Here is a 14,079-nt window from a genome sequence, read left to right as displayed (position 1 = left end):
CGCACCCCGGCCTTTCCGAGAGGACCCCCGATGAAGCTGCGCCTGTTCGCCGGCCCGTTCGCCGACGCCGTCGCCCACGCCGCCCGCGCCCTGCCCACCCGCCCCCCGGTGCCCGTCCTCGCCGGCATCCTGCTGCGCACCGGCGAGGACGGGCTGCACCTGGCCGCGTTCGACTACGAGGTGTGCTCGACCACCCGCGTCGACGCCGAGATCGCCGACGACGGCACCGCGCTGGTCTCCGGACGGCTGCTGTCCGACATCGCGAAGACGCTCCCGAAGTCGGCCGAGGTCGACCTCGAGCTCTCCGGAGCCCGCCTGATCCTCACCGCGGGCAGCGCCCGGTTCACCCTGCCGACCCTTCCCGTCGAGGAGTACCCGGCCCTCCCGGCCGCCCCGGACAGCGTCCTCACGGTGGAGGGCGACGCGCTCGCCGACGCCGTCGCCCAGGCCGTCGTCGCGGCCGGCACCGACCACTCGCTGCCCGCGCTCACCGGCGTGCAGATGATGCTGGAGGGCAGCCGGCTCACCCTGGCCGCCACCGACCGCTACCGCTTCGCGGTCCGCGAACTCACCGTCAGGCCCACCGGCACCCTGCCGGCCGCCGAGCCGGTGAGGAAGGCCCGGAAGAAGGGCGAGGAGGACGCCGGGCCGACGGCCCAGGAGCTCGACGCGGCGGCCCGCACCGTCCTGGTGCCCGCGAAATTCCTCGCCGAGGCGGCCCGCGCCCTGGCCGGCGAACACCCCGTCAGCATCGGCTGGTCGGACGGGCAGATCACCCTCTCCACCCCGGGCCGCACCACCGGAACCCGTCTCCTGGAGGCCGAGTTCCCCAAGTTCCGCAACCTCTTCCCCACGGCCGAGGACGCGGAGCTGACCATCACCGTCCCCGTCGAGGAGGCGCTGGCCGCCGTCAAGCGCGTCGCCCTGGTCGCCTCCGACAAGCGCCCGATCCGCCTGGCCGTCGACGGCGACCAGCTGCTCGTCGAGGCCGGCGACGGCGACGACGCCCGCGCCACCGACCGCATCCCCTGCAACTCCGTCGGCTCGCTCACCGACCGGGTCCAGGGCTGCGACGCGGCGTTCAACCCCGGCTACCTCGCCGACTGCCTCAAGGCCGTGACCACCCCCGAGGCCCGCTTCCACCTCACCTCCTCCACCAAGCCCGTCCTGATTCTTGGTCACAGCGGCGAGGACACCGGCGGCGACTACCAGCACCTGCTGATGCCCATCCGCCTCCAGGGCTGACCCCGTACGACCCCGCCCGCCCCGGCACCCGCCGGGGCGGGCCACGAACCCGCGCACACCCCACCGACCTCACCAAGGAGCAGCACCCCGTGAACCAGCACACCGAGCCGACCACCGACTCCGAGGAGCAGCCGAGCGTCAGCGTCCGTGAGGCGGCCGGCCGCCGGGTCCGCGCCCTGAGCGCCCCGGGCGGCTGGCTCGACGAGCGCCGCCGCGAGCTGGCCGCCGGCCTGGACGACTTCGCCGGCGCCGAGCCGTGGGTGCGCGGCCTCGCCTACCTGATCACGATCACCCTCGCCGTCCTGGTGCTCGGCACCGTCGGCGGCATCCTGCTGAACGGCGCCGGCGCGCTGGTCGGCGCGATCCACCTGCCGCAGGACCTGCCCGCCGACGGCGACGGCCTGCGCACCGCCGTCACCGGCCCGATCCACACCTACCTCATCGCCCACCAGACCTACCCGCTCACCGCCGCCACCGCGTACGGCGCCTGGAAGACGGTCGGCCTGGTGGCCGCGCTGCTCGCGTTCCTCACCCAGGGCGCCGTCGCACGCCTTGCCTGGACGGCCTGGTCCTGCGCGACGCTCGCCATGGTCTGGCAGGCCACCCCGGACACCGGCCGCCCCGTCGCCACCGGCCTCACCGCCGCGGGCATCGCCGCCGTCAGCCTGTTCGCCCTGCGCGGCATCAGCTTCTCGCTGCGCCCGACCGTCATCAACCGCACCGACGTCGCCCCGCAGATCACCGTCCACACCCCCGAGCCCCAGCCGACCCCGACCCCGGCCCGGCTCGCCGCGCTGCCCAACCCCGCAGCCCCCTTCGACCACCGCCACTGAGCCGACCACGACGACCGGGAGCAGCCCGCCCGTGCCCGAACCCCTCCTTCCCCACCCCGTCCGGCTGACCGCCGTCATCGCCCAGCGCGGCCAGGCCCTGGCCGCCGACGTCGCCCAGCTGCGCGCTGACGCCGACCGACTCGCCGCCGGCCTCGCCCGAGGGGTCAGCACCACCGACACCGAGCGGCTCACCGTCCTGGCCCAGCGCATCCACGCCCAGGCGTCCCGGATCGAGGGCCTGATCGACGCCCGCAGCCTCACCTGACCACCCGCACCGCCGGGGCCGGCACCCACCGCGCCGGCCCCGGCCGCTCCCCCCCTGGCTGGCCGTGATCCTGCTGATCGTCTGGAGCGCCGTCCGCTGACGCCCGGGCACTGACGCTGCCCACCACCGCGCCCGCCGCCCCCGCCAGCCCGGCGGGGGCGGCGGGCGTCGTGGTGCGCGGCGCGGCCGCCCGGCCGACACCCGCCCACCCCTTGGAGAACGAATCCATGACCGACACCACCAGCACCGATGTGCCCACCGAGTCCGGACATCAGAGGGCCGAGACGATCCGCTACACCGCGGACGTCGTCGCGGTGCGCGCCGACGGCCGCGTTCTGCTGATCCAGCGCGGCTGGCCGCCGCACCAGGGCCTGCTGGCCCTGCCGGGCGGCCACGTCGACATCGGCGAGACCTCACGGGCCGCCGCCGTGCGCGAACTGCACGAAGAGACCGGCGTCCTGGTCGACGCCGCCGATCTGACGCCCATCGGGGTGTACGACGAGCCCGACCGCGACCCGCGCGGCCGGTACGTCAGCGTCGCCTACCTCGTCAGCGTGCCCGCGGGAACCGAGGCCCGCGCCGGGGACGACGCCGCGTCCGTCCAGTGGATCCGGCTCGACTGCCTGCCGAGCCCGCAGCATCTCGCCTTCGACCACCACCAGATCCTGGCCGCCGTCCGCACCGCCACCGGGCGCTGACGCTGCCCACCACCGCGCCCGCCGCCCCCGCCCGCCCGGCCGGGGAGGCGGGCGTCGTGGTGAGCGGCGCGGCCGCCCGGCCGCACCGAACACCGGAGGGAAACCATGACCACCCAGACCGCCGAGGAGTACTACGCCAGCCACATCCAGGACCTGCGCGACTACGGCGCCCGGCTCGTCACCACCGGACCGCGCCCCGACCACGCCCTGGTGTTCACCCTCAGGGACGGCCACCACTTCCTGCCCTTCCCCAACCAGGCCCGCACCGCCACCGTGAACGCCGCCGTCCGCCGCGCCCGCAAGCACCACACGGTCCACGAGTACGACACCACCGACCGCAGCGGCGCCCAGGAGCGCGTCGTCTACATCCGCCACGCCGCTGGCACCTGGAGCAACGTCCAGGACGTCGTGGACATCTACGTCATCCCCCTGGAGACGCCCCGAGCTGTGGGCCCGACCGCCGTCCTCACCCGCTGACACCCGCCCACCCGAAGGGACCGCCCATGACCTCCACCCAGCCCTCCACCCTCGACCACGCCCTCACACCGGCCGAACCCGGCGACCTGGTCGTCATGATCGGGGCCAGCGGCTCGGGCAAGTCGACCCTGCTGCGCCACCTCCCGCCCACCCAGGTCGTCAGCCTCGACAACCTGCGCGCCGCCGTCGCGGACTCGGCCGGCCAGCAGGAGGCGACCGCCGACGCCGTCCTGCTGCAGAACCAGATCCTGGCCATGAGGCTGCGACGTGGCCTGACGACCTGGGTGGACAACACGTCGGCCGAGGCACACCACAGGGCGCAGCTGGTCGAGCTCGGCCACCAGCACGGCCGCCGTGTCGTGGCGACGTGGGTGGACGCGCCCCTGCCGGTATGTCTGGCGAGGAACGCGCAGCGGCCGACCGAGCGCCGGGTGCCGGAGGACGTCGTGCGCCGGCAGCACCGCATGGTCCGCTCCGCCCGCGAGCTGCTCGCCGGTGAAGGGTTCGACGAGATCCGCCACCACCGCACCGGACACTGACGCTGCCCACCACCACGCCCGCCGCCCCCGAGCCGTCCAGGCCGGGACGGCGGGCGCCGTGGTGCGCGGCGCGGCCGCCCGGCCGGCACCCGACCCGCTCCCCCTCGGAGGCACCCGTGACCGACACCCTGCGCACCCGCCTGGCCCGCACCGCCCTCGACACCGCCGACAGCGTCGCCGTCGTCACCGCCGGCGCCGCCGCCGCCCTCACCACCTACCGCACCCTCACCACCCACCCCGCCGACATCCGCATCACCCTCGCCCTCGCCACCGGCGCCCTCGCCGCCGCCCTCACCGACCACCACGCCTACCAGGCCCTCGCCCCCCTGCGCCGCCGCCTCGGCGCCGAGCACCACAGCCCGGTCGGCGTGACGCCCCCGCCGGCGACCCCCGAGCAGCTGGCCGCCGACGTCCGCGCCGACGCCGCGCAGCGCGCCGCCTCCGGCGCCGCCCGCCTCGACTACAGCCACGGCGCCCTCACCAAGGCGGAGAACTGGACCGGCACGGACGACGGCAGCGCGACGTGCGAGATCACCTCCACCGCGCGCCTGCTCGCCGTCCCGCGCCCGACCGACCGCGACGGCTACAACAGCCGCACCTACTTCCTCAGCCGGGACGGCGAGGGGCCGGTGCAGATCCACACCGTCGCCGAGCTGGCCGCGCTCCTGGACGGTCCCGCCCCGGCCGCGGCACAGCCCGCCGACGCCGACAACGAGGACGGCGACGGCTACCCGTGGGCCGCCCTCGGCCAGGACCTCGCCATCGCCGAACTCCTCCCCGCCGACGCCGACGCCGACGCCGACTTCGACACCGAGGGTGGAGCCGACGAGGACGAGGACGTCGACCAGGAAGCGGAGGCCCACGCCGCCGGCCTCCTGTAGCCGACCGCCCCCTGCCGCCGCACCACCCCACCCGACCACCAGCCACCACCCCGGCCCCGGCCCGCACCCCAGCAGGCCGGGGCCGACCCGCCGAAGGAGACACCGCAGATGACCACCACCCCCGCCATCACCCCCGTCGGCCGCCGCGGCCTCTTCACCACCGACCCCGACCAGCGGCTGCGCCCCGGCACCCCGGACAAGGCCTGGGAGCTGTGGCTCACCGGCCCGAACACCCTGCTGCCGATGCCCGACCTCGCCACCGCGCTGATGGCCGCCGCCGAACACAACGCCCTGGCCGCCGACCTCGACGACGGCTCCCCGCTCCAGCCCGCCACCCACGCCGTCGTCCTCCGGAACGGCTACGCCTGGCGCCGCGAGGGCGCGGCCCGCTCGGGCGCCGGCGTCGCCGTCCCGACGCTCTGCTGGACCGCGTGCTGCTCGGTGTGCGGCGCCGCCGTCGAGGACGAGTTCCTCCCCCACTACGACTCCGCCGACACCGCAGTTGCCGACGCCATCGACCGGGACTGGCACGAGCTGCCCGACGGCCGGCTGATCTGCGACCAGGACGACGCGGCCCACGACGACGCCCGCGCCCAGGCCCACACCGAGGACGCCCCCGCGCAGCCGGACGAGAACCAGCTCGCCCTCCTGTAGACCCGTCCGGCATCTGATGGAGGACCGCATGCACCGCACCGTCATCGCCCCTCGCCCGGACAGCCCCGCCTCGCAGGCCGTCGGGTTCGACACCGTCAGCCACGCGATCGGCCTCGACCGCACGGGCGTTCTCGCCTCTGCCTGACCTCAGTACATTGAGGGCCCGCTTCCTCCGGCGCCGAAGCCGGAAGAAGCGGGCCCTTTTGTATTTCCGGGGAGCCCGACCAAGATCATTCTTGCCCAATTGTGCAAAAATGATCTTGGTCGGGCGGAGTGCCCGCGGCGAAGGGGCGTTCGTCGGAGGAATGTCTGGAGGGGGTGCGCCGTGGCTGCGGCGCCAGTGGCTATCGTCCCTGCATGACCGAAATCGCAACAGCGCCCTTCGCCGGCGCCCCGGCCTTGCCCGGGCCGCGCCCGGGTGAGGCGTACATCATCGTCATGTGCAACCAGAAGGGCGGCGTCGGCAAGACGACCACCACCATCAACCTGGCCGGCTCCCTGGCCGAGTACGGCAAGCGCGTCCTGGTGGTCGACTGCGACCCGCAGGGCAACGCCACCATGGCGTGCAAGGTGCCGCTGCTCGACGAGGACAAGGGCCCCACTCAAGCCACCGTGCTGCTGGAGATGGGTGACCCGCGGCCCCTCATCTCCGAGACCAAGGTGCCCGGCATCCACATCCTGCCCGCCTCGATGGACATGTGCTTCCTGCCGTCCCGGATGCGCGAGTCGGGCGCCGCCATCACCCTCTACCGCCGGCTGCTCTCCCACGTCCTGCACCTCTACGACGTCATCCTCCTCGACCTGCGCCCGGCGCTGGACACCGACACCGATGCGCAGACCGCCGCCGCGAACGCAGCGATCATCCTGGTGGACGTCGACGAATGGGCGATGAAGGCCGTCAAGATGCAGCAGGCACAGCACATCGCCGTGATGCGCAGGGCCGAGCGCCCGGACGGCGACCTCGCCATCCTCGGCCTGGTCATCGGGCGTGTCGTCAAGCCGATGGGCGACATCGACACGAAGATCTACCGCCAGCTCCAGAACCACCCGCGGATCCGCTGCATCGGCGAGGTGCCCATCCGGTCGACCGACCTCAAGGAGTCCCGCGCGGTCGGCCTGCCGGTCGTCCAGCACCGGCCCCGCACCGACACCGCCGGCTTCTTCCGGCAGATCGCCGTCAACGCCGGGCTGGTGAAGGCGGCATGAGCGGCGAGTACGAGATCGACGGCTGGGACGACGACGACGCCACCGAGGCCGCCGTCAAGACGCTGGTCCACACCTCCGAGCGCGCCGCCGAGGAACGCCGCTCCGCAGCCGACCAGCAGATGGCCGAGGAGATCAGGGCAGCGGTCGACGCCGCCCGCCCCGGCCTCGACAAGATCCCCGACCCGGTCGAGCCTTCCGGCGACGGAGACCTGACCCCGGAGGAGCAGGAGCGTCTGGCCGCCTGTGTCGAAGGGGTCGAGCTGCTGTCCACCGCCTACTGGGTGGCGGGCAAGTCACTGGACACCATGGCGGTCGGTCGGCTCTTCCGGCGTCTTCCCCACAAGCTGGAGCCGTCCCGCTGCTACACCACGATCGAGGAGTGGGCGAGTATCGAGCACGGCATCAAGCAGTCGCGGTGCAGCAAGCTGCGCGCCGGGTGGGAACTCGGGGAGGTCCTCAACGCCCGCGGCCACAAGGCACCCGAAGGTCAGGTCCGCGAGCTGGTCCCGCTCAAGAACCGGCACGGCCTCAAGGCTGCGGTCGGTGTCTACCAGCTGGTGGTCAACGCCGCCGGCGCCGACAAGGTCACCGCCGAGCGCATCCGCGAGACCGTACGCCTGCTGCCGGGCGACCTGACCCTCAGTGACGAGGACGACCCGCAGGTCATCGCCCACGCGCTGCACGACGCGATCGAGACGGCGGAGCCACCGCAGCCGAAGCCGTCCGCAGCCCTGCCGGCCGAACTCAGGCGGAACGTCGATCGCCGGGCCGTGGCCCTCGCCGACCGGCTCGACCGCAAACGGATCGAGCGCCAGGAGGTCCTCGGGCACCTGCTCGCCGCGTTCGCGGACGAGGGCGACAGCAGGGTGTTCGACGCGGTACTCGACCGCATGAAGAAGGCCGACAGCTGAGCACAGCAACAGAGGGCGCCCGGCCAATTGTGGTGGCCGGGCGCCCTCTTGCCTGCTGGACGGCACCCTACCCGAGCACGCCGACGGTCACGCCTCATCCCGCCGACCGTACCCAGCTCTCGCAAACCCCCGGCACCATCGATGCCGTGGATCCGTCCTCTGGCGAGTCGAAGCCAGCCCTGCATCGACACCCGGCGGAACAGCGGCGTCGAACCCGATCGGTAGCTCGCCGCTCACGTCCGGCAGCGCAGTCAGGACGTCAGGAGCCGGCCGAAGGGGTGCCCTCGGCCAGGATGGCGGCGATGCGGCGGGCCCGGTCGGCCACGGCCGGCTGCAGGTCCTCGAACCACTCCTCGGCGTCTTCGGAACGCGCGAACCGGAACGCGTACAGGAGCGCCTCGACGTCCCCGTACTTGTCGGGAGCGGTCGGATCGTCGTCGTCGACACAGGCCCTGACGATTTCGGCGACCGCTCGCATCGACGTTCCCTCGCCGCCGGGCCGGTCGAGGAACCCGTCCAGGAAGTCACGCCCCGCCGGCGAGTCCACGGCCCTCGGACGCTGCTGGCCCACCTGCAGGTAGGAAGCGATGTCGTGGTCGTCGACGCCGATCTCCCGCAGGTAGGCGCCGAAGCCGGTCGCCGCCAGGTTGAGGGTGTCGGCCGCGTCGGTGAGTCGGTAGGACGGCATCCGCATCCAGTCGGTGGAGTCCTCCAGCGTGTGGGTGACGACCTCCGTCAGGTGGTTCAGCACCTCCATGGTGAAGTGGCGCAGCATCCGCCGCAGCGCGTCGGGCATGGTCGCGGGCACGGTGTGCACATCGATGCTCATGCCTGCTCAACCTGCATCCGAACTTCCTGGTTACGGCCCGGCGAGACGCCCGGGTCCGGCAGAGCGGGGCCTCGACGGTGGCGTGGGTCTGGGACAGCACCGGGGGCGAAAGGGCGCCCGGTCAAATGCCGAAGTGATGACATGCCTGGTCACGGCGCCTACAGTGGGGCGCCTGATCACGGAACGGGGAGGACAGCATGAACACTCGTGTACCCAAGGACACGATCTGGGGCCTCGGCTCGCCGGACTCGACGTGGGGCACCGCCGACTCCTCGTGGGGCGTGGACAGCGGCTGGAACCTCCACGCCACATGATGCGCACGGAAAACTGGGAGGCCGTCACCTTCAGGTGACGGCCTCCCAGTGCCTTCTCGGGGCGTCGGCAGCCTACCGCCGGCCAACGCACCGCCCCGCTCGGACCGACCGCTTGCCCGCTCCGCCCCGCCTCCGCAGGCCTGCATACCGGCCTGTCGTCAGGGGCACGATCCCCGCAGGCCCAGCAGCAGGAGGAGGAGCCGGTGGGGGCGAAGGAAGCGGCGCAGCAGGTGCTGAGGGTCCTGCTCGGCCAGGATGCCCACCATGACCCGTATCTGGAGCTGCTGCGTCTGGGGGCCGCGAGCGAGCACATCGAGTCCGAGGTGGTGGTGACCCTGATCGTGCCCGGCGGTCTCGTCACCGGCACCATAGTCCCGGCTGCGGCCTGGGAGGAGAAGTTCGTCCGGGAGCTGGACGACCACGACCTGCGCCGGGCTGTCGGGGTCGCCCGCGACCGGATCGAGGAGAACCGGGACAAGGGCCGGCGGCTGGAGCCCGACTCCCGCTTCCTTCACCTGCGGGACGTCACCTACCGCGACGGCCGGGCCAGCCACCTCCTGCCCTTCTGGCGGGGCCCGGTTGCCGCGGTCAGCGGTTGGATGCTGGGCGAGCCGAGCAGGGACTGACCACGGCGAGATCAGGGGCGGTCGAGGAGCCGCCGCAGCCACCCTCGATTGTTCTTGGGCGGAGAGTCGGTCCTGTGCGGTCCGACGGTCGGCGGGTGTAGGGGAAGCGGCGGAGCCTTCGGTGGAACCGCCGGCCGGGGTGGTGCCGGCGGCAGGGTGGGGACAGTGAGCGGTTCGACCGGAGCGGCCAGGTACACGGAATCGTCCGTCGGCAGACCGGCACCGGGAGCGCAGTCCGCCTCGGCCGTCACCTCCGGTTCCGGCGCCCGGGGGGTGGTGCCGTCCGGAACAGTCGCCTCGGGATGCCGGACGGCCTCGAGAGGTCGGGCGGGAGCGGCAGTGGCCACCGGCTCCACCGGTGCGGCTGCGGCCGGCGGTGCCGGTTCGGCCCCGGCGGCGGGAAGGGGCGTCGGTGCCGGATCGGCCTGCGGTGCCGTCGAACGCCGGGGCTCGGCGGGCAGCGGCGGTCGGCGGCGTTCCCGGTACAGCCGGGCCGCCTCGTTGCGGCGGTACCGCCACCTGCCTCCCTGGGCCTGCTCCAGAGCGAGCAGCAGATCGTTCGCGGCGGAGAGGGCGAACACCCCGCGGGTGCTGGTGAGCTCCTCGAAGGCGACCGGGGCCAGGCCCCACCGGGAAGCGTCCGCGGCCGGCACGGGCCGGCTGATGCGCCAGTCCCGACGGAAACCGTGCCGCCAGTCGGGGAAGTCCCAGTCCTCGGCGGCCCGCCACTCGTGCTCGAAGTCGTGCACGCCGTAGGGGACCAGGACCTCGGCGCCGTCCAGGAAGTAGACCCGGCCGCCGCCGGCGGCGACGGCCAGCTGCTGCGCGGTCGGCGCGATGGTCGCGTGCCGGGTCTTCGGCCGCCCCCGTGGTGCCACGCGCAGTTCGGCGAGCCGGGCCGACTGGAGCACGTCGCCGGCCCAGAACCACACATGCCGGACCCCGGCGCCGTACCGGGCCCGTACCGCGCGGATCCGCTCCTGGACCTCGCGGATGTCGAGCGGACGGCGAGGCCGCTCCACCACCGACACGTCCCGGCCGCCCGGGCCGCCGCGGACCACGACCGCCGGCGGCAGCACCCCCGTAGGCCCCTCGGCGCCGCCCTCGTCCAGGCCGCCCGGGAACTCCAGCACGCAGTGCGCGCCGGGCCACGCCCGGGTGATCCGCCGCTGGAACTCGATGACGATCCGGTCGTCCAGCTCCAGCTGCTCGCGCACCGCCGGGACGGCGGAGCATTCCGTGCCGCGCTGGTGGGAGAAGTGCGGCCTGTTCACGGTGCCGGGATTGACGCTGCGCAGCATCAGGTTCTCCCGGCACGCCCGGCACACGTACCGGCCGCCCGCCTCGCCGGACTGCAGGCCGGCAACGCCCCGGGAGAGGTCGACCCACCGGTTCGTCGCCCGGTCGTACACCCACGGGGCTGATGTCTGCTCACCCATGCCAGGGATCATGCCGTGCGCGGGGTACGGGTGTCCGGCGCTTTCGTGCACAGCCCACCGCGGGGGCCGGATCTTCGGCCGGGAGCAGTACGAGGCCCCCACCGCCGGGGTGGGAGCCTCGTGGCGTTCCCGTTCCTGTGCGTGAGCGGGGCCGGGTGTTCAGGGGGTGAGGTCGATGACCCGGACGGGCTGGCCCTTCCAGCGGGTGGGGTCGGTGGTGGCGACGACGGCGCCTTCGGGGCGTTCGGGGGTGGGGGCGGCCGCGTAGCGGGTGTGGGCCTGGGCCCAGGTGGTGTCGGCGGCGAGGGCGAGTGCTGCGGGCAGGTCGAGGTCGAGGACGGTGACGGCGGGCAGGGCCGCGAGGTGTTCGGCGGTGCCGGGGCGTTCGCGGTCGGCCTCGACGAGCGCGCAGGCGGGGGCGTAGAGGTGCCAGCCCGGCTCGCTGTGGGCGCGGTGGATGAGGCGGGAGGCGAGGAGGTTCCCGCGGCCGGCGGCGACCATGGCGGTGTCGTCGAGGACGACGTGGAGGTCGGTCACCGGCCGCTCGCCCGGGCCAGGCGGCGGTCGAGCTCGGCGTCGAGGTCCTCGGTGTGCGCGGCGTCGGGGTTGTAGCCGTTCCAGGCCTGGAGTTCCTGGCGGGCGGTCTCGGCGCGCTCGGCCCGCTCGGCGGGGGTGAGCAGGGAGTCGGCGAGGCGGGCGAGGTAGGCGCGCAGCGAGAGGTGCTCGGCGGCGGCGACCTCGGCGAGGCGGTCGCGTGTCTCGGCGGGGATGCGGACGTTGGCGTCGGCCATGGTGCTCTCCTTCCAGTGGTTCTCGGGAATTCGCGCAATGGGTACGGGTACGTACCCGCTCCCGCTACAGTAGCAGCGGGCCCGGGAGCCGTCCCGAGCCCGATCGCCGTGCGCAGAACCCCCCTTCTCTTCTTTCGGGAGTGCTGGTGAGCGAACGGGACATCGTCCCGGTGGTCCTGCCGACGGGCGAGCGGGACCGGATCCTGGCCGAGGCGATCCTCCCCGCCTCGACGACCGGGGCGGTGGCCCAGGACCGCCCCGTCGTGCTGTTCGTCGCCGGCCAGCCCGGCAGCGGGAAGTCGGTCCTCGCGGACCTGCTGCACGCCGTGCTCGACCTGCGCGGCGGCGCGGTGCGCATCTGCGCGGACCTGTACAAGGAGCAGCACCGCCACTACCCGGATCTGCTGGTGCAGGACGTGCGCACGGCCGGGGTGAAGGTGCGCCCGGACACCCGCGGCTGGCAGGACGACGTCGAGGCCGACACCCGCGCCCGGCGCCTGGACGCCCTGGTGGAGACCGCGCTCGCCGACCCCGCGGCCTTCCGCGCCCAGGCGCTCGACTGGCGCCGGGCCGGCTACCGGATCGAGGTGGTGGCGCTGGCGACCGCGCCCGCGTGGAGCCAGCTCGGGGTCCTGAGCCGGTTCGCCGCGCAGGTGCACGCCACCGGCGCGCCGGGCCGGTTCGTGTCCTGGGAGAACCACGACCGGTGCGCGAAGGCGCTGCTGGAGACCCTGACCGTGGTCGAGGCGGAGCGGCTCGCGGACCGGGTCACCGTCGTGCGCCGGGGCCTGGAGCTGCTCTACTCCAACGAACTGCTGGCCACCGGCTGGCAGCGTCCGCCCGGCGCGGCCCGCGCCGTGGCCGCCGAGCACACCCGGCGCTGGGACGCCGCCGAGACCGAGCGCTTCCGCCGCCGGCACGCCGAAGCGGCCCGGCAGGTGCACACCGAACCCCTCGCGGGAGACCTGCGCCTGGCGGTGGCCCGCGACGCCGAGCGCGCCTTCGCGCTCTCCGAACCGCTACGCCGCACCGCCCAGGCCCTCGCCACCCCGCCGGGCGTCGCCTACCACCGGCTGTCGGCCGCCGAGCACCGCGAGATCTTCGACGACGAGATCGTCCCGCTCCTCCTGGACGGCATCGTCCCCCGCGAGAAGCCGGTCGTGGTCTACGTGGTGGCCCAGCCCGGCGCCGGGAAGAGCGGGGCGGCGCTGCTGGTCAAACGCGCCATGGGCCCCGGGGCGGTCCGTCTGGTCGGCGACGACCTCAAGATGTTCCACCCCGACTACTTCGAGCTGCTGCGCCGTGATCCGCGCGGTGCGGGCGAGGCGATCCGCGCCGACTACAAGGCCTGGTTCGCGTGGGCCGAGGCCTATGTGCGCGAGCGGCGCGGCGACCTGGTCGTCGAGACCGCCCCCGGCAGCGCGCACGATGTGCTGGCCGGCGCCGAGGCCTTCCGCCGTGCCGGGTACCGCGTGAAGGTCCTGGTCCTGGCGGTGAGGGCCGCCGACAGCCTCCAGGGCACCGCCCAGCGCTACGCGGCCGCGCAGCGGGACGGTATCCCGGCGCGGTTCACCGCCGCCGCCGGGCACGACCGCTGCTTCACGGCGGTGGCCGATGTGGTCCGGGCGGCCACCGCGAGCCCGGCCGTCGAGGAGGTGCTGGTGGTGGACCGCGACGGGCGGGCGCTGGCGCTCCAGCAGCACGGGATGCCCGTCGTCGGCGGCGCGATGGCGGCGCTGGCCGCAGAGCGGGCCCGCCCCTTCACCGAGCAGGAGGCCCGGCGCTTCCTGGAGCGGCACGCCGCACTGCGCAGGGCGCTGCCGCAGCACCGGGCCGAGCTGGCGCGCATCGCCGCCCTGGCCCGCCCACTGCTGCCCGCCTTTCTCCAGCCGGCCCGCCTCGGCCCACCTCGCCCCGGACCGCTCCCGAGCCCGCTCTACGCGCCGCCCTCCAGCTCGTGCAGCAGAGCGGCATAGCGGGCGGTGATGCGTTCCACCTCGGCCGCGCCGAGGCCGGCCTCCAGGCGCCGGAGGTCCGCGTACGCCGCCTTGCGGCCCTGCGCCGCCTGAAGCGCGAACGCGTCCTCGTCGGCGGTTGCCGGCGGTGCGCCGTGCCGGCCGTGCAGGTAGGCGCTGTACCAGGAGACGACGGCGCGCACGGTCTGCACCGCCTGCTGCCGGTCGCCGCCGGCGCCCTCCAGGGGGCCGGGGTCGGGGGAGTCGGCCGGACGGCCGGGGTCGGACATGGTTCAACCGCCTTGGTGTGGAGACAATCCCGACATTGTCCGGCGCGCGGTGCGCGCGCGGCAACGCGCGCACTGCGCGCGCAGCGGCAGCGTCGCCGCCCCGAGTACGGGCCGGGACCGCGATGA

Annotated in this window: 17 protein-coding genes; 12 read left to right on the top strand and 5 right to left on the bottom strand. The window is 74.2% G+C overall.

The annotated features are described in order from the left end of the window. Window positions 1–30 precede the first annotated feature (30 nt). The 10 genes from dnaN to ACW14Y_RS42225 all read left to right on the top strand — a co-directional run bounded on the left by dnaN (window position 31) and on the right by ACW14Y_RS42225 (window position 7,709). On the top strand, window positions 31–1,245 hold the full coding sequence (gene dnaN, locus ACW14Y_RS42270) for a DNA polymerase III subunit beta (RefSeq protein ID WP_456988949.1): 1,215 nt from the start codon (window positions 31–33) through the stop codon (window positions 1,243–1,245). Window positions 1,246–1,334: 89 nt separating this feature from the next. After that, window positions 1,335–2,078: a hypothetical protein gene (locus ACW14Y_RS42265; protein ID WP_456988947.1), complete on the top strand. Its 744-nt coding sequence runs from the start codon at window positions 1,335–1,337 to the stop codon at window positions 2,076–2,078. Between the two features lie 31 nt (window positions 2,079–2,109). After that, window positions 2,110–2,343, top strand: a complete 234-nt coding sequence (locus ACW14Y_RS42260) for a hypothetical protein (protein ID WP_456988945.1) — start codon at window positions 2,110–2,112, stop codon at window positions 2,341–2,343. A 227-nt stretch (window positions 2,344–2,570) separates the two neighbouring features. Further along, window positions 2,571–3,041 (top strand): NUDIX domain-containing protein, encoded by a 471-nt coding sequence (locus tag ACW14Y_RS42255; RefSeq protein ID WP_456988943.1) that lies wholly within the window; start codon window positions 2,571–2,573, stop codon window positions 3,039–3,041. 105 nt (window positions 3,042–3,146) lie between these two features. Further along, window positions 3,147–3,518, top strand: a complete 372-nt coding sequence (locus ACW14Y_RS42250; RefSeq protein ID WP_456988941.1) for a hypothetical protein — start codon at window positions 3,147–3,149, stop codon at window positions 3,516–3,518. Between the two features lie 26 nt (window positions 3,519–3,544). Next, complete coding sequence (locus tag ACW14Y_RS42245; RefSeq protein WP_456988939.1) at window positions 3,545–4,057, top strand: AAA family ATPase; 513 nt, start codon at window positions 3,545–3,547, stop codon at window positions 4,055–4,057. 116 nt (window positions 4,058–4,173) lie between these two features. Further along, window positions 4,174–4,938 carry a hypothetical protein gene (locus ACW14Y_RS42240; RefSeq protein WP_456988937.1) on the top strand — a complete coding sequence of 255 codons (765 nt, stop codon included), beginning with the start codon at window positions 4,174–4,176 and terminating at the stop codon, window positions 4,936–4,938. Between the two features lie 108 nt (window positions 4,939–5,046). Further along, the gene (locus ACW14Y_RS42235) at window positions 5,047–5,592 is read left to right on the top strand and encodes a hypothetical protein (protein ID WP_456988935.1); all 546 of its coding nucleotides are present in this window, start codon (window positions 5,047–5,049) and stop codon (window positions 5,590–5,592) included. Between the two features lie 357 nt (window positions 5,593–5,949). Continuing rightward, the gene (locus ACW14Y_RS42230) at window positions 5,950–6,798 is read left to right on the top strand and encodes a ParA family protein (protein ID WP_456988933.1); all 849 of its coding nucleotides are present in this window, start codon (window positions 5,950–5,952) and stop codon (window positions 6,796–6,798) included. Beyond that, window positions 6,795–7,709: a hypothetical protein gene (locus ACW14Y_RS42225; protein ID WP_456988931.1), complete on the top strand. Its 915-nt coding sequence runs from the start codon at window positions 6,795–6,797 to the stop codon at window positions 7,707–7,709. Before ACW14Y_RS42230 ends, ACW14Y_RS42225 begins: the two co-directional genes overlap by 4 nt. A 259-nt stretch (window positions 7,710–7,968) precedes the next feature. Here the strand turns inward: ACW14Y_RS42225 and ACW14Y_RS42220 are convergent, their stop codons facing one another. Beyond that, window positions 7,969–8,538: a hypothetical protein gene (locus tag ACW14Y_RS42220; protein WP_456988929.1), complete on the bottom strand. Its 570-nt coding sequence runs from the start codon at window positions 8,536–8,538 to the stop codon at window positions 7,969–7,971. Window positions 8,539–9,055: 517 nt separating this feature from the next. Between ACW14Y_RS42220 and ACW14Y_RS42215 the strand changes: the two genes are divergently transcribed. Continuing rightward, the gene (locus ACW14Y_RS42215) at window positions 9,056–9,478 is read left to right on the top strand and encodes a hypothetical protein (protein WP_456988927.1); all 423 of its coding nucleotides are present in this window, start codon (window positions 9,056–9,058) and stop codon (window positions 9,476–9,478) included. Between the two features lie 11 nt (window positions 9,479–9,489). Here the strand turns inward: ACW14Y_RS42215 and ACW14Y_RS42210 are convergent, their stop codons facing one another. The 3 genes from ACW14Y_RS42210 to ACW14Y_RS42200 form a co-directional block, all read right to left on the bottom strand. Continuing rightward, window positions 9,490–10,917 (bottom strand): competence protein CoiA family protein, encoded by a 1,428-nt coding sequence (locus tag ACW14Y_RS42210; RefSeq protein ID WP_456988925.1) that lies wholly within the window; start codon window positions 10,915–10,917, stop codon window positions 9,490–9,492. Window positions 10,918–11,076: 159 nt separating this feature from the next. Beyond that, window positions 11,077–11,418: a hypothetical protein gene (locus ACW14Y_RS42205; protein WP_456989037.1), complete on the bottom strand. Its 342-nt coding sequence runs from the start codon at window positions 11,416–11,418 to the stop codon at window positions 11,077–11,079. A 32-nt stretch (window positions 11,419–11,450) separates the two neighbouring features. Further along, on the bottom strand, window positions 11,451–11,708 hold the full coding sequence (locus tag ACW14Y_RS42200) for an Arc family DNA-binding protein (protein ID WP_266308756.1): 258 nt from the start codon (window positions 11,706–11,708) through the stop codon (window positions 11,451–11,453). 146 nt (window positions 11,709–11,854) lie between these two features. Here ACW14Y_RS42200 and ACW14Y_RS42195 point away from each other — a divergent pair, with 146 nt between their 5' ends. After that, on the top strand, window positions 11,855–13,684 hold the full coding sequence (locus ACW14Y_RS42195; RefSeq protein WP_456988922.1) for a zeta toxin family protein: 1,830 nt from the start codon (window positions 11,855–11,857) through the stop codon (window positions 13,682–13,684). Here ACW14Y_RS42195 and ACW14Y_RS42190 read toward each other — a convergent pair. Then, window positions 13,645–13,953 carry a hypothetical protein gene (locus ACW14Y_RS42190; protein WP_456988920.1) on the bottom strand — a complete coding sequence of 103 codons (309 nt, stop codon included), beginning with the start codon at window positions 13,951–13,953 and terminating at the stop codon, window positions 13,645–13,647. The genes ACW14Y_RS42195 and ACW14Y_RS42190 overlap by 40 nt on opposite strands. Window positions 13,954–14,079: the final 126 nt, after the last annotated feature.

This window comes from Kitasatospora sp. cg17-2, from assembly GCF_054031055.1.
The sequence above is the reverse complement of the archived record's forward strand: the minus strand, read 5'-3'. Positions and strand labels throughout refer to the sequence as shown.

Coding starts and splice junctions, on each gene's coding strand:
- ACW14Y_RS42235 (WP_456988935.1), top strand. CDS start 5,047: ATGACCACCACCCCCGCCATCACCCCCGTCGGCCGCCGCGGCCTCTTC.
- ACW14Y_RS42255 (WP_456988943.1), top strand. CDS start 2,571: ATGACCGACACCACCAGCACCGATGTGCCCACCGAGTCCGGACATCAG.
- ACW14Y_RS42225 (WP_456988931.1), top strand. CDS start 6,795: ATGAGCGGCGAGTACGAGATCGACGGCTGGGACGACGACGACGCCACC.
- dnaN (WP_456988949.1), top strand. CDS start 31: ATGAAGCTGCGCCTGTTCGCCGGCCCGTTCGCCGACGCCGTCGCCCAC.
- ACW14Y_RS42210 (WP_456988925.1), bottom strand. CDS start 10,917: ATGGGTGAGCAGACATCAGCCCCGTGGGTGTACGACCGGGCGACGAAC.
- ACW14Y_RS42220 (WP_456988929.1), bottom strand. CDS start 8,538: ATGAGCATCGATGTGCACACCGTGCCCGCGACCATGCCCGACGCGCTG.
- ACW14Y_RS42245 (WP_456988939.1), top strand. CDS start 3,545: ATGACCTCCACCCAGCCCTCCACCCTCGACCACGCCCTCACACCGGCC.
- ACW14Y_RS42250 (WP_456988941.1), top strand. CDS start 3,147: ATGACCACCCAGACCGCCGAGGAGTACTACGCCAGCCACATCCAGGAC.
- ACW14Y_RS42230 (WP_456988933.1), top strand. CDS start 5,950: ATGACCGAAATCGCAACAGCGCCCTTCGCCGGCGCCCCGGCCTTGCCC.
- ACW14Y_RS42200 (WP_266308756.1), bottom strand. CDS start 11,708: ATGGCCGACGCCAACGTCCGCATCCCCGCCGAGACACGCGACCGCCTC.
- ACW14Y_RS42190 (WP_456988920.1), bottom strand. CDS start 13,953: ATGTCCGACCCCGGCCGTCCGGCCGACTCCCCCGACCCCGGCCCCCTG.
- ACW14Y_RS42205 (WP_456989037.1), bottom strand. CDS start 11,418: ATGGTCGCCGCCGGCCGCGGGAACCTCCTCGCCTCCCGCCTCATCCAC.